We start from the raw sequence: 22,780 nt of genomic DNA on the forward strand, positions 1-22,780 counted from the left end.
GCTTCGCTGGCTTCGGGCCGCTGCGTCGGACTCCGTCCGTCGGGGTGTGGCGAGGCCCGCCTCCCGGGTAGGGGGCGGGCCTTTGCGCGGGTGTGGCCGGATCAGACCGAGCGGAACGCCAGAACCACGTTGTGGCCGCCGAAGCCGAACGAATTGTTGATCGCGGCGATCGTGCCGGACGGCAGCGCGCGGGGCTCGTCGCGGACGATGTCCGCGCCGTCCTCGGCGATCTCCTCGTCCAGCTCGTCGATGTTGATGGTCGGCGGAGCCGTGCGGTGGTGCAGCGCGAGGACCGTCGCGACGGTCTCGATGCCGCCCGCGCCGCCCAGCAGGTGGCCGGTCATCGACTTGGTGCTGGAGATCGCCACGTGGTCCAGGTCGTCGCCGAGCGTCTTGCGCAGCGCCTTGACCTCGGCGACGTCGCCCTGCGGCGTCGAGGTGGCGTGCGCGTTGACGTGCACGACCTCCTCGGCCTTCAGGTCGGTGTTGTCCAGCAGGTGCTGGAGCGCGGTGGCGATGCCGCGGCCCGAGGGCTCGGGCTGCGCGATGTGGTGGCTGTCCGCGGACAGGCCCTGGCCCAGCACCTCGCAGTAGACGCGGGCACCGCGCTTCGCGGCGTGCTCGGCCGACTCCAGGACGACGACGCCGGCGCCCTCGCCCAGCACGAAGCCGTCGCGGGCCTTGTCGTAGGGCCGCGAGGCCTTCTGCGGCTCGTCGTTGTTCTTGGACATCGCCATCATGTTGGCGAACGCCGCGATGGGCAGCGGGTGGATCGCCGCCTCGGTGCCGCCCGCGATCACCACGTCGGCGCGGCCGGTGCGGATCATCTCGACGGCGTAGCCGATCGCCTCGGCGCCCGACGCACAGGCGGAGACCGGGGTGTGCACGCCCGCCTGGGCGTTCACCTCCAGGCCGACGTTGGCGGAGGGGCCGTTCGGCATGAGCATGGGGACGGTGTGCGGGGAGACGCGGCGTACGCCCTTCTCCTTCAGCACGTCGTACTGGTCGAGCAGGGTGGTCACGCCGCCGATGCCGGAGGCGATGACCGTACCGAGCCGCTCGGGCTGGATCTTGTCGTCCTCCTCGCCGGCCTTGCCGGTGTACCCCGCGTCGGCCCACGCCTCGCGGGCCGCGATCAGCGCGAACTGCGCCGAGCGGTCCAGCTTGCGGGCCAGCGGGCGGGGGAGGACGTCGCCCGGGTCGACGGCCGCGAGGGCCGCGATCCGGACGGGCAGTTCCGCGAAGCGCTCGCCTTCGAGAGGCTGCACGCCCGAACGGCCTGCCAGCAGACCTTCCCAGGTCGATGCGGCGTCGCCACCCAGCGGTGTAGTTGCGCCGATACCGGTGACGACCACGGTGCGATTGGTCGGGCTCACTGGAAAATCTTCTCCACGTGTAGAAGGTTCGGAACTCACGGCGCCACCGCCGGGCGGCGACAGACGCTCAGCGTCAGGCCTTGGAGACCTGGTTGTTGAGGATGTAGTTGGCGGCGTCGCCGACCGTCTTGAGGTTCTTGACGTCCTCGTCGGGGATCTTCACGTCGAAGCGCTCTTCGGCGGCGACGACGACCTCGACCATGGACAGCGAGTCGACGTCCAGGTCGTCGGTGAAGGACTTGTCCAGCTGGACGTCCTCGACCGGGATGCCGGCGATCTCGTTGACGATCTCGGCGAGACCGTTGACGATCTCTTCCTGAGTGGCGGCCATGTTGGCGCTCCTTCGGTGTGTTCTGACGAATGTCTGCGGATGCAGGGTGGTTCTTCGGCGTCCGGAAGGTCCCGGATGGTGCCTAGGGGAGGGTAACGACCGTCGCGGCGTAGACGAGACCCGCCCCGAAGCCGATGACGAGCGCGGTGTCGCCGCTCTTCGCCTGCCCGGTCGCCAGGAGCCGCTCCATCGCGAGCGGAATCGAGGCGGCCGAGGTGTTGCCGGTGGTCTCGACGTCACGTGCGACCGTGACGTGCTCCGGCAGCTTCAGAGTCTTCACCATCGAGTCGATGATCCGCATGTTGGCCTGGTGCGGGATGAAGACGTCCAGGTCGGCCGCGGTGATCCCGGCCGCGTCCAGCGCCTGCTGGGCGACCTTCGCCATCTCGAAGACGGCCCAGCGGAAGACCGCCTGGCCCTCCTGCGCGATGGCCGGGAACTTGTCCACCGCGCCGTCGCGGTAGTCCGTCCACGGCACGGTCTGCTTGATCGTCTCGGCCTTGTCGCCCTCCGAGCCCCAGACCGTCGGACCGATCTGCGGCTCCTTGGCGGGGCCGACGACGACCGCGCCCGCACCGTCGCCGAACAGGAAGGCGGTCGCGCGGTCGGTCAGGTCGGTGAGGTCGCTGAGCCGCTCGACGCCGATGACCAGGACGTACTCGGCGGAGCCGTCGGTCACCATGCCCTTGGCGAGGGTCAGCCCGTAGCCGAAGCCCGCACAGCCAGCGGAGATGTCGAACGCGGCGGGCTTGCCCGTGCCGAGCCGGTCGGCGATCTCGGTGGCGACGGCCGGGGTCTGCTTGAAGTGCGAGACGGTGGAGACGATCACGGCGCCGACCTGCTCCGGGGTGATCCCGGCGTCGGCGATGGCCTTGCCCGAGGCCTCGATCGACATCATGGCCACGGTCTCCTGGTCGGAGGCCCAGTGGCGGGTCGCGATGCCGGAGCGGGAGCGGATCCACTCGTCGGACGAGTCGATCGTCTCCAGAATCACCTCGTTGGGCACCACGCGCGTCGGCCGGTAGCCGCCGACGCCCATGATGCGCGCGTAAGGGGCGCCCTTGCTCGGCTTGATCTTCGACATGCTCTTCTCGGCTCCTTAACCGGCCTGGCCGTGCTCGGCGATGAGCTCGCGTGCGGCGTCGAGGTCGTCGGGCGTCTTCAGCGCGAGGGTCTGCACACCGGGCAGGGCGCGCTTGGCGATGCCCGTGAGGGTGCCACCGGGGCACGCCTCGATCAGCGCGGTGACGCCGAGCTTCTGGAAGGTCTCCATGCACAGGTCCCAGCGGACCGGGTTGGCGACCTGGCCGACCAGGCGCTCGATGACCTCGGCGCCGGTCGCGACGGTCGCGCCGTCCTTGTTGGAGACGTACGTCACGGTCGGATCGGCCGGGGCCAGGCCCTGCGCGGCGGCCGCCAGCTTCGTCACGGCCGGGGCCATGTGCGAGGTGTGGAACGCGCCCGCCACCTTGAGCGCCACGACGCGGCGCACGCCCTCGGGCTTGTCGGCGTCCAGCGCCGCCAGCTGCTCCAGGGTGCCCGCGGCCACGATCTGGCCCGCGCCGTTGACGTTCGCCGGGGTCAGGCCCAGCTTCTCCAGGTGCGCGACGGACACCTCGGGGTCGCCGCCGAGCAGCGCCGACATGCCGGTCTCCGTGACGGCGGCGGCCTCGGCCATCGCCAGACCGCGTCCCCGTACGAGCTTCATGACGGCCGTGTCGTCGAGGACGCCGGCCCACGCGGCGGCGGTCAGCTCGCCCACGCTGTGCCCGGCGACCGCGCCCGGCGCGTTGCCCGCGAGGTCCAGCGCGGACGCCGACAGCAGGCCCGCGGCGACCAGCAGCGGCTGGGCCACGGCGGTGTCGCGGATCTCGTCCGCATCGGCCTTCGTGCCGTAGTGGGCGAGGTCGAGCCCGATGGCGTCGGACCAGGCCGCGATGCGGTCTGCGGCACCGGGGAGGTCGAGCCAGGGGGTCAGGAAGCCGGGCGTCTGAGCGCCTTGGCCGGGAGCGACGAGTACGAGCACCCTCACACTCTCTCTTGTGGACGGGCCGGGACGCCCGTGGGGACAGGGACGAAGAACCGTCAGGGGAATTGTTGGTGTCCAACAAAAGTCTAGGGTTGTGAATCTCCGTCGGCCAGGCGCCCCAGGATGAGCGCGATCCGCAGGGTGAACGCGGATCGCACGTCCGAGGGCGACCAGCCGGTGACGTCCGTCACACGTCGGAGCCGGTAGCGCACGGTGTTGGGGTGCACGAAGAGCATCCGGGCGGCCCCTTCGAGGCTGCTCGCCTGCTCCAGGTACACGCTCAGCGTTTCCAGGAGAGCGGAGCCCGCTTCTTCCAGTGGTCTGTAGATCTCCTCCACCAACTGCTCGCGCGCCGCAGGGTCGGAAGCGATCGCGCGCTCCGGCAGGAGATCATCCGCGAGAACCGGCCTCGGCGCGTCCTGCCACGCCGCGCACGCCTTGAGTCCGGCCGCGGCGGCCTGCGCCGAGCGGGTCGCGGCCAGCAGGTCGGGGACGACGGGCCCCGCGACGACGGGCCCCGCCGCGTACGGCCCGATCAGCGCCTTCGCCACCTGGAGCGGATTGTCGCTGCCGCCCGCGATCACCACGAGCCGGTCGCCGAGCACCCCCGTCAGCACCTGGAGCTTGGCGTGCCGCGCGGCCCTGCGGATCGCCTCCACGGTCAGCTCGGAGTCCCCGTCGGGCGCGGTCCCCAGCACCACGCACACGTGCTCGGGGGCGTTCCAGCCCAGGGCGGCCGCCCGGCTCACCGCGCCCTCGTCGGCCTCGCCCGACAGCACGGCGTTCACCACCAGCGACTCCAGGCGCGCGTCCCAGGCGCCGCGCGCCTCGGCGGCCTGCGCGTACACCTGGGCGGTCGCGAAGGCGATCTCCCGGGCGTAGACCAGCAGCGCCTCGCGGAGCACGGACTCGTCGCCGGGGGCGGCGACCTCGTCGATCGCCGACTCCATGACCTCGATGGTCGTCCGCACCATCTCCACGGTCTGCCGCAGCGTGATCGCCCGGGTCAGCTCGCGCGGCGCGGTCCCGAACACGTCCGTCGAGATGGCCTGCGGGGTCTCGGGGTGCCGGAACCACTCGGTGAACGCGGCGATGCCGGCCTGGGCGACCAGGCCGATCCAGGACCGGTTCTCCGGCGGCATCGCCCGGTACCAGGGCAGCGTCTCGTCCATGCGGGCGATCGCGCTCGCGGCGAGGCTGCCGGAGGACTGCTCCAGGCGCTTCAGTGTCGCGGCGTGCGGATGGGCGGCGTTCGCGGCGGGTTCAGGCACGGGGACAAGAGTGCCTTATCGGGACGGGGGCGTGCCCCGCCGGGGCCCGACGCGGCCCCGCGGGGCTACCGTGGGGCCGTGATTCGCGTACAGCGCTCGGACGACCGCTACCGGGGCGGCGACCCGCAGGCCGGCATCGAGTCGTGGCACGCCCTGTCCTTCGGGCCGTTCTACGACCCCGACAACCTCCGCTTCGGGCCCGTCATCGCCTGCAACGAGGAGCGCCTGGCGCCCGGCGCGGGCTTCGACGAGCACCCGCACAGCCACACCGAGATCGTCACCTGGGTCGTCGAGGGCGAGCTGACCCACCGGGACACGGCCGGGCACGCCACGGTGGTGCGCCCCGGCGACGTGCAGCGGCTCAGCTCGGCGGGCGGCGTGCGGCACGTCGAGCGCAACGACTCCGACGCCGACCTGGTGTTCGTGCAGATGTGGCTGGCGCCGCTGACGCCGGGCGGCGAACCCTCGTACGAAGTGGTGCGCGGCATCGCGGACGCCACCCCGTACGCGCTGCCCCGGGCGGGCGCGCTGCTGCACGCGCGCCGCCTGGGCGAGGGGGAGCGGGCCGAGGTGCCGGACGCGGCGTTCGTCTACCTCCACGTGGTGCGCGGCGGGGTGCTGCTGGCGGACGCGGAGGAACTGGCCCCCGGGGACTCGGCGCGGATCACGGACGCGCGGGGCCTGGCCCTGGTGTCCCTGGCACCCGCCACCGAGGTCCTGATGTGGGCGGCGGACGGCACGTCAGACTGAGGCGCGCAGCTCGGCGAGGACCGCGTCGGTGAAGGGCGGCCACGCCTCGACGGCCCACGGCCCGAAGGGCCGGTCGGCGAGCGCGACGCAGGCGGCGCCCGCGTCCGGGTCGATCCACAGGAACGTCCCGGCCTGCCCGAAGTGCCCGAACGTACGGGGCGACGAGGAGGCGCCCGTCCAGTGCGGGGACTTGGAGCCGCGGATCTCGAAGCCGAGGCCCCAGTCGTTGGGCCGCTGGTGCCCGTACCCGGGCAGGATCCCGGTCAGCCCCGGGTGGACCACGGTCATGGCCTCCAGCACGGTCCTGGCGTCGAGCAGCCGGGGCGCCTGCACCTCGGCGGCGAACCGCACGAGGTCCTCCACGGTCGACACGGCGTCCTTGGCGGGCGAGCCGTCCAGGGTGGTGGACGTCATGCCGAGCGGCTCCAGCACCGCCTGGCGGAGGTACTCGGCGAACGGGATGTCGGTCGCCTTGGCGACGTGGTCGCCGAGGGCCTCGAAGCCGGTGTTGGAGTAGATCCGCCGGGTCCCCGGCGCGGCCGAGACGCGGTCCTCGTCGAACGCCAGCCCCGAGGTGTGCGCGAGCAGGTGGCGCACGGTCGCCCCCTCGGGCCCCGCGGGCTCGTCCAGCTCGACCGCCCCCTCCTCGTACGCGACGAGCACGGCGTACGCGGCGAGCGGCTTGGTCACCGAGGCGAGCGGGAAGCGGTGCGCGGTGGGGCCGTGGGAGCCGACGAGGGTACCGTCCGCCCGGACGACGGCGGCGGAGGCGGTGGCGACGGGCCAGTTCTCAATCAACGCGGGACTCTGCATGCGCACGAGCGTACGGGGAACGAGCCGACGGGCCCGCGCGCGGGAGTGGGGCACACGCGGCACGCACCCAGCCGCCCCGAGCGGGCACGCCCCAGGGAACCCGTACCGAATTCCGCTTGCTTAGAGCGCACTCGAAGGTTTTAGCGTGTTCCCCATGACGGTGATCGAGAGCACACCGATACGCGCCGACCCCGCCCCCGACCCGACCCCGGAATCAGACGCCTGTACGGCCACCGGCCCCACCCCCCACCCCCGCCCCGAGGGCCAGGACCGCTACACGATCAGCGAGGTCGCGGCCTTCACCGGCCTCAGCGCGCACACCCTGCGCTGGTACGAGCGCATCGGCCTCATGCCGCACGTCGACCGCTCGCACACCGGCCAGCGCCGCTTCCGCAACAGGGACCTGGACTGGCTGAACCTCATCACCAAGCTGCGGCTGACCGGAATGCCGGTCGCCGACATGGTCAGGTACGCGGAACTGGTCCGCGAGGGCGACCACACCTTCGAGGCGCGCCAAGCGCTCCTGGAGCAGACCAGGCGCGCGGTACTCGCGCGGATGGCGGAGCTCAGGGGCACGCTCGCCGTACTCGACTACAAGATCAACTTCTACGCCGAGGGGCACCGAGGATGAGCACCGAAGACCGCATCGCACAGGTCCGGCTGGGTACGGAAGGCCCCCTGGTCGGAGTTCAGGGCCTGGGCTGCATGGGCATGAGCTTCGCCTACGGCCCGACCGACGCCGACGAGGCGCGCGCCACGCTGGAGCGCGCCCTCGAACTGGGCGTGACGCTGTACGACACCGCCGACATGTACGGGTTCGGCGAGAACGAGAAGTTCATCGCGCCCTTCGTCGCCGCGCACCGCGACGAGATCGTGCTGGCCACGAAGTTCGGCATCGTGATGGACCCGGAGGACCCGACCAGGCGCGAGATCCGCAACGACGCGGCGTACGTCCGCCGGTCCGTGGAGGGCAGCCTGCGCCGCCTCGGCGTGGACGCCGTCGACCTCTACTACATGCACCGCCGCAACGTGGACGTGCCGATCGAGGAGTCGGTCGGCGCGATGGCGGAGCTGGTGCGGGAGGGCAAGGTCAAGCAGCTGGGCCTGAGCGAGGTCTCCGCGGGCGAGCTGCGCGCGGCGCACGCCGTGCACCCGATCGCCGCGCTCCAGTCGGAGTGGTCGCTGTTCAGCCGGGACATCGAGGACAGCGTGGTGGGCGCGGCCGCCGAGCTGGACGTGACCGTGGTGCCGTACTCCCCGCTCGGCAGGGGCTTCCTCACCGGGGCGTTCGTGCACGCGGACAAGGAGCTGGCCGCGGACGACTTCCGGCGCCAGCAGCCGCGCTTCACCGGGGAGAACGCGGCGGCCAACGCGGCGCTCCTCCAGCCGGTGCGGGAGGTCGCGGACGCGCACGGGGCGAGCCTCGGGCAGGTCGCCCTGGCGTGGGCGCACGCGCGGGCCGAGGTGCACGGGCTGAAGGTCGTGCCCATCCCGGGGACGCGGAAGCGGAGCCGGGTGGAGGAGAACGCGGCGGCGACGCGGCTCGTCCTGACGGAGGCGGACCTGGCCGCGCTGGAGCCGATCGCGGGGCGGGTCGCGGGCACGCGCTACGCGGACATGTCCTTCACCCCGGTGGACCGCGACTAGCCCTCCGGCGGGCCGCGGGGGCGGGCGGGGGGTTCCGCTGCGCGGGGCCTCCCCCCCACCCCGCCCCGCGCGGCGGGAGCCCGTACCCGTACGCGGGGGATAGGTATACGGATTCCCGCGGTCCACGGATGCCCGCACGTCCCCGCCCCCGCCACGCTGAACCCGGGCACTCACCGAGCGGAGAGGCAAGGGCACATGCGAACGTGCGACGGTCTGGTCGGCAGGGAAACGGCGGTGCGCACAGCCGTGCGTCTCGTACGGGAGCACCGCACCGTCACGATCACCGGTCCCGGCGGCGTGGGCAAGAGCGCCGTCGCGGCACAGGCGGCCCACAGGCTCCGCGCCGAGAACGCCGAGAACGCCGAGAACCCCGAGAACGCAGGGAACCCCGAGAACGCAGGGAACCCCGAACCCTGGGACGTCATCGGCCGCGCCGAGCTCGACCGCGTCCAGGACCCCGCCCTCGTCCCGCACGCCCTCGCCCGCGCCCTGCGCACGGAGGGTGACCCCGGCCTCCCCCAACTCGCCGCGCTCGCGCGTGCGTTGGGGGACCGGCGCGTCCTGCTGGTCGCCGAGACCTGCGAGACCACCGCCCCCGCCTGCGCGGAGGCGTTCGCGGCGCTGCACGCGGCCTGCCCGCGGCTGCACACCGTCGCGACGAGCAGGACCCCCGTGGCGACCGGCGTCGAGCTGCCGCTGGCCCCGCTCACCGTCGACGAAACGGTCCGCGTCTTCGAGTCGTACGCCCCGGGTGAGCACGAACTGGCCCTGGGCATCGGGCCGTTCCTCGACGGGCTGCCGCTCGCCGCGCGCATCGCCGCGGGCAGGCTGGAGCGGGTGGGCCCCGAGGGCCTGCTGGCGGGCGCGGTCGACCCGGACGCGCTCCTCGACCTGCCGGCCCCCAGGGCGGGGCTGCCCGTGCGGCAGCGCACCCTGCGCGGCTCGCTGGACTGGAGCCTGCGGCTGTGCACGCCGAAGGAGCGGCTGCTGTGGGCGCGGTGCAGCGTCTTCCCCGGGGCGTTCACCGCGGCGGACGCCCGCCGGGTGTGCGGCGACGTCCGGCTCCCGGAGCCGGGGATCGGGGTCGCGCTCGCCGAACTGGCGGACCGCTCGCTGCTGTTGGAGACTCCGGACGGCCTGCGCGTCTCGCGTCTCGGCCGCGCGTACGGCCGCCGCGGCCTGGCCAGGCTGGGCGAGGAACGAGAGCTTCTGGCGCGCTGCCTGGACTGGCTGATGGCCAGGGGATGAGTGGCGGGATCCCCGGACCCCGGATCCCGCCACTCCTGCACTCCTGAGTTCCACCGCTCCTGAGTTCCGCCCCGCCGGGCCCCCCGGGTCCGGACGTAGCGGCACATCCCTTTTCCCGGGGCTCTTTTGATGTTCCCGCTCACGCCGCGTGAAGGGCTGGCTACACTTTCTCGCTCCAAGTGTCGCCACCGTACCCCCGTCCGATGGGTCCACCCATGCCCGTACTCCCTCTCCCCGGGGCTGCCGTCGAGGATCCGTCGCGCCGCTCCGTACCGCAGCCCGACCGGCGGAAAACCCCCGCACCGGCCGAGTTGGTCCTCATGGCCGCCGCGGTCCTCCTCGCCGCCACCGGTGTCGTGCTCGGTCTGCTGCTCAGGCATCCGGTGACGTTCCTGCACGTCGTGTCCGCCGTCGCCCTGCTGCCCGTACTGCCGGTCCTCTCCGCCGCCGGCACCCGCGCGGCCGCGCTCGCGGGCGGTGTGGCGCTCGTCGGGGTCTGCATACTCGCCTGGGGGCGGCCGTCCCTGCTGTGCGCCGCCGCCGCGACGACGCTCGCGGCCGCCGCCCTCGTGCGCTTCGTCGTCGGCCGGGGCCGCCGCCAGGAGGCCAGGATCGCCGAGCTCCAGACGCTGGCCAGGGCCGTGCAGGCGGCGGTGCTGCCCAGGCCGCCCGCCTCCGTCGACGGAACGCTCCTCGACGCGCGGTACCTCGCGGCGACGCCGGGCGCCACGGTCGGCGGCGACATCTGCGGCGCCGAGCACACCCTGTACGGCACCCGCCTGTTCATCGGGGACGTCTCGGGCAAGGGGCTCGACGCGGTCGCCGCCGCCGCCGAAGTGCTGCACATCTGGCGCGAGTTGGCCCACCACGAACCGCTCCTCGCGGGCATCGCGCTGCGCCTGGACACGGCGGTGGGCCGGATCCACCCCGGCGACGGCTTCGTCACCGCCCTGCTGCTCAACGTCGACCGCGAGGGCCGCGTCGAGCTGCTCAGCTGCGGCCACCCGCCCCCGGTGCTGGTCGGCGCGGCGGGCATCGGCTGGGTCCCGGGACTCGACCCGGCGCCCCCGCTGGGCCTGCTCGACCTCGGGGGCGACCACTGCCCCACGGTCCGGCTGCGCCCCGAGCCCGGCGACTGGCTGCTGCTCTGCACGGACGGGGTCGCCGAGTGCCGCAACGGCACCGGCGACTTCTATCCGCTGGTGGACCGCCTCGCGGCGCTCACCGCCCCCGAGAAGCCCGACGAGACCGGCCGCGCGCACGCCGGGCCCGAGTTCGACGGGCTGCTCGACGCCCTGGAGTCGGACCTGGCGCACCACAGGGGCGACGCCCCGGGCGACGACGCGATCATGATGCTCGTCCGCCCGGGGGCGCTCTGACGCCCCGCCGCCGCGGCTACAGCTCCGCCAGCAGCTCGGCCTTCTTCGCGCAGTACTCGTCGTCCGTGACGAGCCCCGCCTGGTGCAGCTCCCCGAGGTGCCGGATGCGGTCCGCGATGTCCGCGGGGTCGCGGCGGACCGCGGTGAGCACCCGCACCCCGCCCCCGCTCCCGCCGCCCGCGCCGCTCCCGACCGCGTCCCGCACGGCGGCGAGCACGGCGGCCGCGAACGGCAGCGACTCGTGCACGGGGCCGTAGCCGAGCCCGAAGACGACCGTCGCCGGGTCCTGGTCGGCGGGCACGGGCACGGGCGCGGCCGGGCGCCCCTCGGTGTCCCTGGCGCGCGGCAGCAGCCGCAGATAGCCGTCGAACGCCTCGGGCGAGCGCCATTCGACCCCGCTCAACGCGTCGACCCGGAACGTCTGGTCCCCGGCCTTCCACTTGGCGGACGAGGCCCCGGTCCACGACCAGCGGAAGGAGACCTTGGCGCCGTCGAAGGACGCCTTCGCGTCGTACGCCTTGAACTGCGGCGGCCCCTCGGGCGCCGCCACCAGGAACCGCTCGGCGGGCTCCTTGGCCTCGTCCGCGGGCAGCAGCCGGGCGCGCAGCTCGTCGGCGTAGTACTCCGCGAGGGTCTCGCGCTCGGCGGGCAGCACCAGCCGGTACGGGTCGCACCCTTCCTTCAGCTGTCCGGCGGCCACGTCCATGAGCGGGTCGGCGCCCGCTCTGGGTACGGCGTGCAGGACGACCGTGCCCCGCTTGCCGGGGGAGAGCGTCACCGACTCCAACGCCTCGTGCGGCACGCGCCGTTCGCGCAGCGCGTGAAAGAGCCTCGGTGTGCGGATCCCCCGTTCGAAGCGGATGAGCACGGAGTCTTCCTCGAACTCCCAAGTGGCTTGAATTCCCGCCAGTACGTCACCCATGCGCCTCATCGTATGCGGCGCACGCCCGCGCGTCCCCCCGGGAGAGGGGCCCGATGGCGGCGAATCTACGCGCGTCAGGCTCGTGCGCAGGGGGCACGCGTCAGACGCGGCAGGCGTTGCTGCCGTCGGCGCACGTCACCGTGGAGTACGAACCGACGCCTATGCGTGCGAAGTTGCTGAGGCTGTCGGTGCCCGGCACGAAGTAGCCCGCGTGCCCGACGGCGCCCGACGCCGAGAGCACCCGCGCCCCGAACCCCCGGGCCACCGGGTCGGCGCCGTGCCCCAGCCCGCCGAACTCCAGGTTGGGCACGTCCGCGATCCAGTCGTCGCCGTCCCGCATGGCCCACACCCGGGCCCGGGTGTCCAGCTGCCCGACGTGGTCCACGCGCATGCCGGGGCTGCCGGCGACCGCGATGTCGCTGACCCGGGCGGGCAGTTCGTCGGCGGCGACCCCGCACAGCACGGAGCCGTAGCTGTGGCAGAACAGCGAGACCTCGGACGTGCCGGGCAGCGACTCCAGGAGCGCCCTGAGGCGCACGGCGCCGTTCTCCGCGAGCCGCCCGATGGCCGAGTCGACGCCTACCCCGACGGGGGTGGTGTAGTCGGCCCAGGCGATCACGGCGGTACGGGTCCTGGGGGCCGCCGCGCGCTCGGCGACGTACAGGGACTGGGCCATGCCGACGGGGGCGCTGTACTTGCGGTGGGTCCGCTCCAGCGTGAGCAGGTTGGTGTCGACGCCCGGGACGATCACCGAGACCCGCTCGGCGTGCTCCAGGTCGCCCAGCACCTCGGCGGCGCGGCCCCTGCTGGAGGGGTCGAAGGCGAGGATCTGGCGGTCGCCCGAGAGCAGCGAGTCGTAGCGGTGCACCCGGCGCTCGGCGTCCGCGCGGCCGGCGGGCGACAGCTCCTGGTCGTGCGTGCGCTGCTGCTCGCCCTTGCGGGCCTGGGCGAGCGCGAGCCGGTTCGCCCGGTAGCGCAGCGGGATCGGGGCGCCGTTGAGGTTTCCGACGATCAGCGGGTGGCGCGCGGCGAGCGCGGTGCGCTGGGCCGCGCCGAGCGAGGCGAAGAAGCCCGCGATGACCTGGGGCGACGCCTCGGCGTCCGGCAGCGGGCGGTTGCCGATCCGGCCCTTCTCCCAGGCCGCGAGCGCGATCTCGCGGGGCCCCGTCAGCCGGTGCTGGCGCACGGCGGTCCAGCCGGTGGTCGAGAGCATCACGAACACGACGGCGAGCGCGAGCAGGGCGCGCCAGGCGTTGAGGGAGGGGGAGGAGTCGAAGGAAGTCACTGCCGGACAGAGTAGGAGACCCGTGGGGCCCGGCACGCGGAGAGTGACCCAGATCACGGGGCGCACAGGATTAAACTCCCCGCGCGTCACACAGCGTTGAGGAGCGGCGCACGCTACGGCGTGGGGCCGCCGCCGGGTTGACGCCAGTCGCCCAGCAGGTCGGGCGTGAGCCGGTCCAGGTACGCCTCGGTGAGGGCGCGCAGCGCGTCGAGGCCGGGATCGGCGCCCCGGCCCCAGAGCTGCGCGGTCACCCGCATCACCCCGCTGAACATCGCGACGGCCACCCGGGGCCTGGGGTCGGCCTCCACGTCCAGGCCCTCGCGCTCGGCGATCACCTCGGCGATCTCCCGCTCCACCTCGACGGTGCGGCGCAGGTGCGCGGCGAGCAGCACGGGCGTCGACTCGATCGTCCGGTACGTCCGCATGTGCAGCTCGACGGGGACCAGCTCCTCGATGGCCTCGCCGATGCCGTCCCAGGTGCCGAGCACCGCGCCGCGCATCGCCTCGAAGGGGCTCTCGGCGGCGGGGCGCGCGCGCACGGCGGCCACGAAGTGGGACTCCACCATGCGCTGGACGGTGAAGGCGACGTCCTCCTTGCTCGCGAAGTAGCGGAAGAAGGTGCGCTGCGAGACGTCGACGGCCTCGGCGATCTCGTCGACGGTGGTCCGCTCGTACCCCTGCGTGCTGAAGAGGTGCAGGGCGGCGCGCAGCAGGGCGTTGTGGGTGCGCTGCTTCTTGCGCTCCCTGAGCCCCGTGGCCTCGGTGGTCCCGGCCGTCACTTCCTGGTCCCCATCTGTCGCCCTGTTCCCGCGCGCTCGTTGTTTTCCCAGCTCAGAGTACTCTTCCTGACGCTGTGAGCCACACGACAGTCACCAGCACATGAAATTGTTTGTCAATTGTCAGCCGCTGTCACTAGCCTCGCGGCATGACTAGTCAGACCACCCTGGACAAGGCGTCGCACGAGCCTGTCCCGCCCGTTCCGGCCGGGGGGCTGCGCGGCCACCCCTGGCTGACTCTCCTCGCCGTGGCCATCGGCGTGATGATGGTGGCCCTCGACGGCACGATCGTGGCCATCGCCAATCCGGAGATCAAGAAGGACCTCGGCGCCTCCTTCTCCGAGGTGCAGTGGATCACCAACGGCTATCTGCTGGCGCTGGCCGTCGCGCTGATCACCGCGGGCAAGCTCGGCGACCGCTTCGGCCACCGCCAGACCTTCCTGATAGGCGTCGTCGGCTTCGCCGCCGCGTCCGCCGCGATCGGCCTGGCCGACTCCATCACCGGCGTCATCGCCTTCCGCGTCCTTCAGGGCCTGTTCGGCGCCCTGCTGATGCCCGCGGCGCTGGGCCTGCTGCGCGCCACCTTCCCCGCCGAGAAGCTCAACATGGCCATCGGCATCTGGGGCATGGTGATCGGCGCGTCCACGGCGGGCGGCCCGATCCTGGGCGGTGTGCTGGTCGAGCACGTCAGCTGGCAGTCGGTGTTCTTCATCAACGTGCCCGTCGGCGTCGTCGCCCTCGTCTTCGGCCTGCTGGTCCTCAAGGACCACCGCGCGGCGAACGCCCCGAAGTCCTTCGACGTCCCCGGCATCGTGCTGCTCTCCGGCGCGATGGCCGCGCTGGTCTGGGGCCTGATCAAGGCGGGCGAGAGCTGGGGCTGGGGCGGCACGAACACCTGGCTGTGCCTGGGCGGCGCCGTCCTGCTGTTCGTGCTCTTCGCGCTCTGGGAGACCAGGGTCGCCGAGCCGCTGATCCCGCTGGGCCTCTTCCGCTCGGTCCCGCTGTCGGCCGGCACGGTCCTGATGGTGATGATGGCCTTCGCCTTCATGGGCGGCCTCTTCTTCGTGACGTTCTACCTCCAGGGCGTCCAGGGCATGGGCCCCGTCGACAGCGGTCTGCGGCTGCTGCCGCTGACCGGCATGATGATCGTCTCCTCGCCGCTCGCGGGCGCCCTGATCACCAGGTTCGGGCCGCGCGTCCCGCTGGTCGGCGGCATGGTCTGCACGGCCGTCGCGATGTTCGGGATGACCACGCTGACCGAGACCACCAGCACGCCGGTGATGTCCCTCTGGTTCGCCCTGCTGGGCCTCGGCCTCGCCCCCGTCATGGTCGGCGCCACCGAGGTCATCGTCGGCAACGCCCCGCTGGAGCTCTCCGGCGTCGCGGGCGGCCTCCAGCAGGCCGCCATGCAGGTCGGCGGCGCGCTCGGCACGGCCGTGCTGGGCGCGGTGATGTCCTCCAAGGTCAGCGGCGACTTCGCGGCGAACTGGAAGGAGGCGGGCGTGCCCGGCCCGTACGACCCCCGTTTGGAGGAGGCCGCCGAGGTCGGCGCGGTCCCCGGGGAGCTGGCCGACGCGCCGGGGATGACCCCGGACCTGTTCGAGAAGATCGGCGGGGTCATCAAGGACACCTTCATGTCCGGCATGGGCCTGGCCTTCATGGTGGCCGGTGTCGTGGCGACGGTGGCGGCGCTGGTCGCGATGCTCACCAAGCGCGGCGAGAACGCCGAGGCGGGCGGAGGCGGCGTCCACATCTGACGCGGCCGCGCCCGCGGGGCGCGTCAACCCCGTGCGTACGACTGCCCCGCCGGACGGTTCCGGCGGGGCGGTCGCCTATCCGGGTGGATCACTCCCGACCCCCTTCCGGACCGGTCCCGCCGCAGGTCAGGCTGCGGCCCACTGATCCGTACGACACGGGGGTAGACCACATGCGAAACACCACGCGCACCAACACGGCCGTCGCCGCGGGCCTGCTCGCCCTGACCGCGCTGCTGCCGCAGACCGCCGCGCACGCCGCGCCCGCCCGGCCCGCAGGGGCTCCGCTCGGCGCGTGCGCCGCGGGGGAGCTGTGCCTGTGGACCAAGCCCGACTTCACCGGCACCAGGCGGGTGCACGAGCTGTCCGGCACCGACATCGAGAGCTGCGTCGCCCTGCCGCGCGGCGCCGACGCCCAGTCGCTCGCCAACCGGACGGGGCGCCCCGTCACCACCTACCAGTCCGCGGAGTGCGCGGAGACCGGCGAGTTCGACACCTACCCGAGCGGCGCCTGGGCGCCCGGCTCCCCGTACCGCGTCAGGGCCTTCAAGATCTGGGAGAACTGATCCCCCTCCCCGGGGGGACCCGGTCCTGCTGCGCGGGGACCCCGTCGGTCCCCGCCAGCCTGGCCACCTCCGCGCGCAGCTCCTTGACCTCGCGGGTCAGGGACAGGAGCAGCTCGGTCTGGTGCCGCTCCACCGCGTCGTCCCGCTCGAAGCGGCTGATGAACCACGCCGCGATGTTCGCCGTGACCACACCGAGCAGCGCGATCCCCGAGAGCATCAGCCCCACCGCGAGGACCCGGCCGAGCCCGGTGGTCGGCGCGTGGTCCCCGTAGCCGACCGTCGTCATCGTCGTGAACGACCACCACACCGCGTCGCCCAGCGTCCTGATGTTCCCATCGGGCGCGTTCCGCTCCACGTGCAGCACGGCCAGCGAGCCGAACATCATCAGGCCCAGCACGGCGCCCGCGACGTACGTCGTCAGGGTGATCTGCGGCGCCATCCTGGCCCGCCTGCCGACCAGCAGCAGCGTGGCGACGACCCGCAGCAGCCGCAGCGGCTGTATCAACGGCAGCACGACGGCGAGCAGGTCCAGCGGATGACCGCGTACGAAGCGCCACTTTCCGGGCGTCAGCCACAGCCGTACGAGGTAGTCGACGGCGAACGCGCCCCACACCGCCCACTCGGTGAACTGGCACGCCGTGTGCACCCAGCTCGTGGCGTCCGGGTCCACGATCGGCACGGCGTAGGCGATGGCGAAGAGCACGGCGAGGGCCAGCAGCGGCTTGTGCATCCGCTCTTCCCACCGGGTCTGCGCGGGGCGTTCCTTCATGTCACGCATCGTAAGGAACGCCGGAGGGCGGCGGGACCCACGGGCCCCACCGCCCTCCGGTGCCGTACGGACCGTTACGCGTCGCCGCCCGCGGCGCCCGGGTCGGCCGCCGTCACGTCGAGCAGCTGGTAGCGGTCGATCGCCTGCTTGAGCACCGAGCGGTCGACCTTGCCCTCCTTGGCCAGCTCGGTGAGGACCGCCACCACGACCGACTGCGCGTCGATGTGGAAGAAGCGGCGGGCCGCGCCGCGCGTGTCGGCGAAGCCGAAGCCGTCGGCGCCCAGCGAGGTGTACGTGCCCGGAATCCAGCGCGCGATCTGGTCCGGAACCGAACGCATCCAGTCGGACACGGCCACGAACGGACCCTCGGCGTGCGTGAGCTTCTGCGTCACGTACGGCACGCGCTGCTCCTCCTCGGGGTGCAGGAAGTTGTGCTCCTCGCACTCCACGGCCTCGCGGCGCAGCTCGTTCCAGGACGTCGCCGACCAGACGTCCGCCTTGACGTTCCACTCGTCGGCGAGGATCCGCTGGGCCTCGACCGCCCACGGCACGGCGACGCCGGACGCCAGGATCTGGGCCGGGATCGCGCCCTTCTCGCCCGTGCTGAACCGGTAGACGCCCTTGAGGATGCCGTCCACGTCCACGTCGGCGGGCTCCGCCGGGTGCTGGATGGGCTCGTTGTAGACGGTCAGGTAGTAGAAGACGTCCTCGGCGTTCTCGCCGTACATCCGCCGCAGGCCGTCCTTGACGATGTGCGCGATCTCGTAGCCGAACGCGGGGTCGTACGCGACGCAGCCCGGGTTCGTCGAGGCGAGCAGGTGCGAGTGGCCGTCCGCGTGCTGGAGGCCCTCACCGGTCAGCGTCGTACGGCCGGCGGTCGCGCCCAGTACGAAACCGCGCGCCAACTGGTCGGCCATCTGCCAGAACTGGTCGCCGGTGCGCTGGAAACCGAACATCGAGTAGAAGACGTACACCGGGATCAGCGGCTCGCCGTGCGTCGCGTACGCCGAACCCGCCGCGATCAGCGAGGCCGTGCAGCCCGCCTCCGAGATGCCGTCGTGCAGCATCTGCCCGGTCGGCGACTCCTTGTACGCGAGCAGCAGTTCGCGGTCGACCGCCTCGTACTGCTGGCCCAGCGGGTTGTAGATCTTGGCGCTCGGGAAGAACGCGTCCATGCCGAACGTGCGGTACTCGTCCGGCGCGATCAGCACGAACCGCTTGCCGATCTCCTTGTCCCGCATCAGGTCCTTCAGGATGCGGACGAACGCCATGGTCGTGGCGATCGACTGGGTGCCCGAGCCCTTCTTGGCGGTCGCGTAGGCCTTGTCGTCGGGCAGCGCCAGCGGCGCGGCGCGCACCACGCGCGTCGGCACGTACCCGCCCAGGCCCTTGCGGCGGTCGTGCATGTACTGGATCTCGGGCGACTCGCGGCCCGGGTGGTAGTACGGCGGCAGGCCGTCCTCCAGCTGCTTGTCCGTGACCGGGATGTGCAGCCGGTCGCGGAAGCGCTTGAGGTCGTCGACCGTCAGCTTCTTCATCTGGTGCGTGGCGTTGCGGCCCTCGAAGTTCGGGCCGAGCGTCCAGCCCTTGACCGTCTGCGCCAGGATCACCGTCGGCTGGCCCTTGTGCGCCTTGGCCGCCGAGAACGCCGCGAAGATCTTCCGGTGGTCGTGGCCGCCGCGCCCCAGGTGCAGGATCTGCTGGTCGGTCATGGACTCGACCATGGCGCGCAGCCGCTGGTCGTCGCCGAAGAAGTGGTCGCGGATGTACGCCCCGGTCTCGGTCGCGTACGTCTGGAACTGCCCGTCGGGCGTGGTGTTCAGCCTGTTCACCAGGATGCCGTCGCGGTCCTGCGCGAGCAGCGGGTCCCAGGAGCGGTCCCAGATCAGCTTGATGACGTTCCAGCCGGCGCCCCTGAACTGCGACTCCAGCTCCTGGATGATCTTGCCGTTGCCGCGCACCGGGCCGTCGAGGCGCTGGAGGTTGCAGTTGACCACGAAGGTCAGGTTGTCCAGGCCCTCGCGGGCGGCGATGGAGAGCTGGCCCAGCGACTCGGGCTCGTCCATCTCGCCGTCGCCCAGGAACGCCCACACGTGGGACTTGGAGGTGTCGGCGATGCCGCGCGCCTCCATGTAGCGGTTCATCCGCGCCTGGTAGATCGCGCCGAGCGGGCCCAGGCCCATCGAGACGGTCGGGAACTCCCAGAAGTCCGGCATCAGCCGCGGGTGCGGGTAGGAGGAGAGCCCGTACGGCGCCTTCGACTTCTCCTGGCGGAACGCGTCGAGCTGCTGCTCGGAGAGCCGGTCCAGGAGGAAGGCGCGGGCGTAGATGCCGGGGGAGGCGTGCCCCTGGAAGAAGATCTGGTCGCCGCCGTCGCCCTCGTCCTTGCCCCGGAAGAAGTGGTTGAAGCCCACGTCGTAGAGGGAGGCGGAGGAGGCGAACGTGGCGATGTGGCCGCCGACCCCGATGCCGGGGCGCTGGGCGCGCGAGACCATCACGGCGGCGTTCCAGCGGGTCGCGTTGAGGACCTTGCGCTCGATCTCCTCGTCGCCGGGGAAGAACGGCTCGTCCTTGGTCGCGATCGTGTTGACGTAGTCCGTGCTGCGCATCTCGGGCACGGCCACGCGCTTCTCGCGGGCGCGCTCGATCAGGCGGAGCATCAGGTAGCGGGCGCGCTCACGGCCGCGCTCGTCGACCGCCGCGTCGAGGGAGTCGAGCCATTCCTGAGTCTCCTCCGGATCGAAGTCCGGGACCTGGCTCGGAAGTCCGCCAATGATGATCGGGTTGCGATCGGATCCGGAAGCCACGCTGTTCCTTCACTGTTCGGTGATGCTCGACAGGGGTCTGGGACTGTCTTCTGGGCTGTCTGCCGCGGGCGGTGCCGAAGCTGTCCGAACGGCGGTGCGCACACGGGGCCGCGCCGCATCCCATCGTGTACCGCGCGGGGGCAAACGTCATCTCTACCGAAAGGTAACCGGCGCGCGTCGGGCCGGGCGGTCGGCGGGCGTCCACGGCTCCGCACCTACCCCGCTCCGGGCCGCCGAATCGCGACCTTGCTCCCAATGCGACCATGTGTTCCCAAAGGCTGTGGGATTCTGATTCCACCCCGATTGGCGCACTGAAGGGATAAACCCCTTCAATAGCGACAAAAGCGTGTGGGATGAATCACCACCTGGGCCTCTGGCACTTCCAAGGACGGTCACACCGACCCCCAAAGGGCGGGTTCGGAGGCCGGGTACTTGCGCGATTCGTCCCGCCCGTGTGGACTACGCCCAATGCCCCGCGTACGCGCGGGGCCGCAGCACTTACCAAAACAAGATCAGGAGGCAAGCCGTGAGCGCGACCGCGGACCACGCGGAGGAGCGGACCAACCCGGCCGCCAGGCTGGGGTTCGAGCCCGGACAGGTGGTCCAGGAGATCGGCTACGACGACGACGTCGAGCAGGAGCTCCGTGAGGGCATCGAGGCCGTTACCGGACAGGAGATCGTGGACGAGGAGTACGACGACGTCGCCGACGTCGTGCTGCTCTGGTTCCGCGACGAGGACGGCGACCTCACGGACGCGTTGGTGGACTCCATCGGCCTCCTCGACGAGGGCGGCCTTGTCTGGCTGATGACCCCCAAGACGGGCCGTGACGGCTATGTCGAGCCGAGCGACATCAACGACGCCGCGCAGACCGCCGGCCTCTCCCAGACCAAGAGCATCAACGCGGGCAAGGACTGGTCGGGCAGCAAGCTCGTCGCGCCGAAGTCCAAGCGCTGAGGTCCCTGCCTCGGTCACGAGCCGATGGCGTCCAGAGCCCCCGCCGGGTGAACCGGCGGGGGCTCCGTGCTGCCCGCACGTGCTTCTTCCGGGTCCCGGGACTTTCGTCCTTGGGTTCCGGGCCCGGGTTCTTTGTAGGGTGGACGGCACCCGAACAGCCCAGCGAAGGGATGCGTTTCCATGGCGATCGAGGTCGGCACCCAGGCCCCGGACTTCGAGCTGAAGGACAATCACGGGCGCACCGTGAGGCTCTCGGACTTCCGCGGCGAGAAGAACGTGGTGCTGTTGTTCTACCCGTTCGCCTTCACCGGCGTCTGCACGGGTGAGCTGTGCGCGCTCCGCGACGAGCTGCCCAAGTTCGTCAACGACGACACCCAGCTGCTCGCGGTCTCCAACGACTCCATCCACACGCTGCGCGTCTTCGCCGAGCAGGAGAAGCTGGAGTACCCCCTGGTCTCCGACTTCTGGCCGCACGGCGAGACGTCCCGGGCCTACGGGGTGTTCGACGAGGAGAAGGGCTGCGCCGTGCGCGGCACCTTCATCATCGACAAGGAGGGCGTGGTCCGTTGGACCGTGGTGAACGGCCTTCCCGACGCGCGTGACCTCAACGAGTATGTGAAAGCCCTCGACGTGCTCTGATCCATCCGCTTCCCTGGTCCCGGGAGGCCCTTTGATCCCGGGTTTCCCCCGGAAAAGGGCACAGTGGCAGGGAACCGGTCACTAGGATCCACACGTTGATCCGATGCCAACGTACGACGGGGCCCCGCCCCTTCTCACCGAATAAAATGGAGGACTCGTGGGAGTCAGCCTCAGCAAGGGCGGCAACGTCTCGCTGACCAAGGCAGCCCCCAACCTGACGGCGGTCATCGTCGGTCTGGGCTGGGACGCTCGTACCACCACCGGCGGAGACTTCGACCTCGACGCCAGCGCCATCCTGACGAACGAGGCGGGCAAGGTCGCCAACGACTCGAACTTCGTCTTCTTCAACAACCTCAAGAGCCCCGACGGCTCCGTCGAGCACACCGGTGACAACCTCACCGGTGAGGGCGAGGGCGACGACGAGGTCATCAACGTGAACCTCGCCGGCGTGCCGGCCGACGTCGCCAAGATCGTGTTCCCGGTCTCCATCTACGAGGCCGAGACCCGTCAGCAGAGCTTCGGCCAGGTGCGCAACGCGTACATCCGCGTCGTGAACGCCGCCGACAACACCGAGCTGGCGCGCTACGACCTGAGCGAGGACGCCTCGACCGAGACCGCGATGGTCTTCGGCGAGCTGTACCGCAACGGCGCGGAGTGGAAGTTCCGTGCCATCGGCCAGGGCTACGCATCCGGCCTGCGCGGCATCGCGCAGGACTTCGGCGTCAACGTCTGAGCCTGCCGTACCACCCCGTCCGGCGCCGCACTGAAGTGCGGCGCCGGACGCGCTCGACACCATCATCTTCACCTCGGGGAGGATCCACGATCATGGGCGTCACGCTCGCCAAGGGAGGCAACGTCTCCCTCTCCAAGGCCGCACCGAACCTCACGCAGGTTCTGGTCGGGCTCGGCTGGGATGCGCGTTCCACCACCGGAGCTGACTTCGACCTCGACGCCAGCGCGCTGCTGTGCAACTCGGGTCGCGTGCTCGGCGACGAGTACTTCATCTTCTACAACCAGCTCACGAGCCCCGACGGCTCGGTGACGCACACCGGTGACAACCTCACCGGTGAGGGCGACGGCGACGACGAGTCCCTGATCGTCGACCTCACGCTGGTCCCCGGACACTGCGACAAGATCGTCTTCCCGGTGTCGATCCACGACGCGGACAACAGGGGCCAGACGTTCGGTCAGGTCAGCAACGCGTTCATCCGCGTGGTGAATCAGGCGGACGGTCAGGAGCTGGCGCGCTACGACCTGAGCGAGGACGCCTCGACCGAGACCGCGATGATCTTCGGCGAGCTCTACCGCTACGGCGGGGAGTGGAAGTTCCGTGCAGTCGGCCAGGGGTACGCGTCCGGTCTGAGGGGCATCGCTCTAGACTTCGGGGTCAACGTTTCGTAAAGCCGTCTTCGGCAAGCCGTCCGCGGCTCCGATCGGCGCGGGGGATCCCGTACTTAATCGAT

At 71.7% G+C, this 22,780-nt stretch carries 22 protein-coding genes; 11 read left to right on the plus strand and 11 right to left on the minus strand.

Features of this window, described 5'->3' with window-relative positions; genetic code table 11:
• Window positions 1–101 precede the first annotated feature (101 nt).
• The 5 genes from fabF to fasR form a co-directional block, all read right to left on the minus strand.
• On the minus strand, window positions 102–1,376 hold the full coding sequence (gene fabF, locus ACIBNE_RS09805; RefSeq protein ID WP_399270942.1) for a beta-ketoacyl-ACP synthase II: 1,275 nt from the start codon (window positions 1,374–1,376) through the stop codon (window positions 102–104).
• A 73-nt stretch (window positions 1,377–1,449) separates the two neighbouring features.
• Entirely contained in the window at window positions 1,450–1,707 is a 258-nt protein-coding gene (locus tag ACIBNE_RS09810) for an acyl carrier protein (protein WP_399270943.1), read from the minus strand.
• A gap of 82 nt (window positions 1,708–1,789) precedes the next feature.
• A complete protein-coding gene (locus ACIBNE_RS09815; protein WP_399270944.1) occupies window positions 1,790–2,791 on the minus strand; it encodes a ketoacyl-ACP synthase III in 1,002 nt (333 codons plus the stop codon).
• A gap of 15 nt (window positions 2,792–2,806) precedes the next feature.
• Window positions 2,807–3,733, minus strand: coding sequence for an ACP S-malonyltransferase (locus ACIBNE_RS09820; RefSeq protein ID WP_399270945.1), 927 nt, complete (start codon window positions 3,731–3,733; stop codon window positions 2,807–2,809).
• 89 nt (window positions 3,734–3,822) lie between these two features.
• Window positions 3,823–5,007, minus strand: coding sequence for a fatty acid biosynthesis transcriptional regulator FasR (gene fasR / locus ACIBNE_RS09825; RefSeq protein WP_399270946.1), 1,185 nt, complete (start codon window positions 5,005–5,007; stop codon window positions 3,823–3,825).
• A gap of 78 nt (window positions 5,008–5,085) precedes the next feature.
• Here fasR and ACIBNE_RS09830 point away from each other — a divergent pair, with 78 nt between their 5' ends.
• Window positions 5,086–5,757 carry a pirin family protein gene (locus ACIBNE_RS09830; protein WP_399270947.1) on the plus strand — a complete coding sequence of 224 codons (672 nt, stop codon included), beginning with the start codon at window positions 5,086–5,088 and terminating at the stop codon, window positions 5,755–5,757.
• Here ACIBNE_RS09830 and ACIBNE_RS09835 read toward each other — a convergent pair.
• Window positions 5,749–6,570, minus strand: coding sequence for a serine hydrolase domain-containing protein (locus ACIBNE_RS09835; RefSeq protein ID WP_399270948.1), 822 nt, complete (start codon window positions 6,568–6,570; stop codon window positions 5,749–5,751). The two genes, ACIBNE_RS09830 and ACIBNE_RS09835, sit on opposite strands and share 9 nt — an antisense overlap.
• A gap of 154 nt (window positions 6,571–6,724) precedes the next feature.
• On the opposite strand from ACIBNE_RS09835, the gene ACIBNE_RS09840 reads away from it, so the two are divergent.
• From ACIBNE_RS09840 to ACIBNE_RS09855, 4 genes are all read left to right on the plus strand, one after another.
• Window positions 6,725–7,201, plus strand: coding sequence for a MerR family transcriptional regulator (locus ACIBNE_RS09840; protein ID WP_399270949.1), 477 nt, complete (start codon window positions 6,725–6,727; stop codon window positions 7,199–7,201).
• A complete protein-coding gene (locus tag ACIBNE_RS09845; RefSeq protein WP_399270950.1) occupies window positions 7,198–8,217 on the plus strand; it encodes an aldo/keto reductase in 1,020 nt (339 codons plus the stop codon). Before ACIBNE_RS09840 ends, ACIBNE_RS09845 begins: the two co-directional genes overlap by 4 nt.
• 234 nt (window positions 8,218–8,451) lie before the next feature.
• Window positions 8,452–9,465, plus strand: a complete 1,014-nt coding sequence (locus tag ACIBNE_RS09850; RefSeq protein ID WP_399270951.1) for a hypothetical protein — start codon at window positions 8,452–8,454, stop codon at window positions 9,463–9,465.
• 215 nt (window positions 9,466–9,680) lie between these two features.
• Window positions 9,681–10,844, plus strand: a complete 1,164-nt coding sequence (locus tag ACIBNE_RS09855) for a PP2C family protein-serine/threonine phosphatase (RefSeq protein WP_399270952.1) — start codon at window positions 9,681–9,683, stop codon at window positions 10,842–10,844.
• A 16-nt stretch (window positions 10,845–10,860) separates the two neighbouring features.
• Here ACIBNE_RS09855 and ACIBNE_RS09860 read toward each other — a convergent pair whose 3' ends face one another.
• The 3 genes from ACIBNE_RS09860 to ACIBNE_RS09870 all read right to left on the minus strand — a co-directional run bounded on the left by ACIBNE_RS09860 (window position 10,861) and on the right by ACIBNE_RS09870 (window position 13,830).
• Window positions 10,861–11,766 (minus strand): DUF4429 domain-containing protein, encoded by a 906-nt coding sequence (locus ACIBNE_RS09860; protein WP_399270953.1) that lies wholly within the window; start codon window positions 11,764–11,766, stop codon window positions 10,861–10,863.
• Between the two features lie 100 nt (window positions 11,767–11,866).
• Window positions 11,867–13,051 (minus strand): alpha/beta hydrolase, encoded by a 1,185-nt coding sequence (locus ACIBNE_RS09865; RefSeq protein ID WP_399270954.1) that lies wholly within the window; start codon window positions 13,049–13,051, stop codon window positions 11,867–11,869.
• Between the two features lie 113 nt (window positions 13,052–13,164).
• On the minus strand, window positions 13,165–13,830 hold the full coding sequence (locus tag ACIBNE_RS09870; protein WP_399270955.1) for a TetR/AcrR family transcriptional regulator: 666 nt from the start codon (window positions 13,828–13,830) through the stop codon (window positions 13,165–13,167).
• 146 nt (window positions 13,831–13,976) lie between these two features.
• Between ACIBNE_RS09870 and ACIBNE_RS09875 the strand changes: the two genes are divergently transcribed.
• A complete protein-coding gene (locus ACIBNE_RS09875; RefSeq protein ID WP_399270956.1) occupies window positions 13,977–15,584 on the plus strand; it encodes an MFS transporter in 1,608 nt (535 codons plus the stop codon).
• Between the two features lie 170 nt (window positions 15,585–15,754).
• Window positions 15,755–16,147, plus strand: a complete 393-nt coding sequence (locus ACIBNE_RS09880; protein ID WP_399270957.1) for a peptidase inhibitor family I36 protein — start codon at window positions 15,755–15,757, stop codon at window positions 16,145–16,147.
• Here the strand turns inward: ACIBNE_RS09880 and ACIBNE_RS09885 are convergent.
• On the minus strand, window positions 16,128–16,916 hold the full coding sequence (locus tag ACIBNE_RS09885) for a potassium channel family protein (RefSeq protein ID WP_399270958.1): 789 nt from the start codon (window positions 16,914–16,916) through the stop codon (window positions 16,128–16,130). The genes ACIBNE_RS09880 and ACIBNE_RS09885 overlap by 20 nt on opposite strands.
• A 74-nt stretch (window positions 16,917–16,990) precedes the next feature.
• Window positions 16,991–19,723 carry a pyruvate dehydrogenase (acetyl-transferring), homodimeric type gene (aceE, locus tag ACIBNE_RS09890; RefSeq protein ID WP_399270959.1) on the minus strand — a complete coding sequence of 911 codons (2,733 nt, stop codon included), beginning with the start codon at window positions 19,721–19,723 and terminating at the stop codon, window positions 16,991–16,993.
• A gap of 526 nt (window positions 19,724–20,249) precedes the next feature.
• Here aceE and ACIBNE_RS09895 point away from each other — a divergent pair.
• The 4 genes from ACIBNE_RS09895 to ACIBNE_RS09910 all read left to right on the plus strand — a co-directional run bounded on the left by ACIBNE_RS09895 (window position 20,250) and on the right by ACIBNE_RS09910 (window position 22,718).
• On the plus strand, window positions 20,250–20,678 hold the full coding sequence (locus ACIBNE_RS09895) for a DUF3052 domain-containing protein (protein WP_399270961.1): 429 nt from the start codon (window positions 20,250–20,252) through the stop codon (window positions 20,676–20,678).
• 180 nt (window positions 20,679–20,858) lie between these two features.
• Window positions 20,859–21,317 (plus strand): peroxiredoxin, encoded by a 459-nt coding sequence (locus ACIBNE_RS09900; protein ID WP_399270962.1) that lies wholly within the window; start codon window positions 20,859–20,861, stop codon window positions 21,315–21,317.
• Window positions 21,318–21,474: 157 nt separating this feature from the next.
• Window positions 21,475–22,050 (plus strand): TerD family protein, encoded by a 576-nt coding sequence (locus ACIBNE_RS09905; RefSeq protein ID WP_399270963.1) that lies wholly within the window; start codon window positions 21,475–21,477, stop codon window positions 22,048–22,050.
• 92 nt (window positions 22,051–22,142) lie between these two features.
• Complete coding sequence (locus ACIBNE_RS09910) at window positions 22,143–22,718, plus strand: TerD family protein (protein ID WP_399270964.1); 576 nt, start codon at window positions 22,143–22,145, stop codon at window positions 22,716–22,718.
• Window positions 22,719–22,780 lie beyond the last annotated feature (62 nt).

The organism is Streptomyces sp. NPDC050504 (genome assembly GCF_044458065.1).
Lineage (GTDB): Bacteria > Actinomycetota > Actinomycetes > Streptomycetales > Streptomycetaceae > Streptomyces.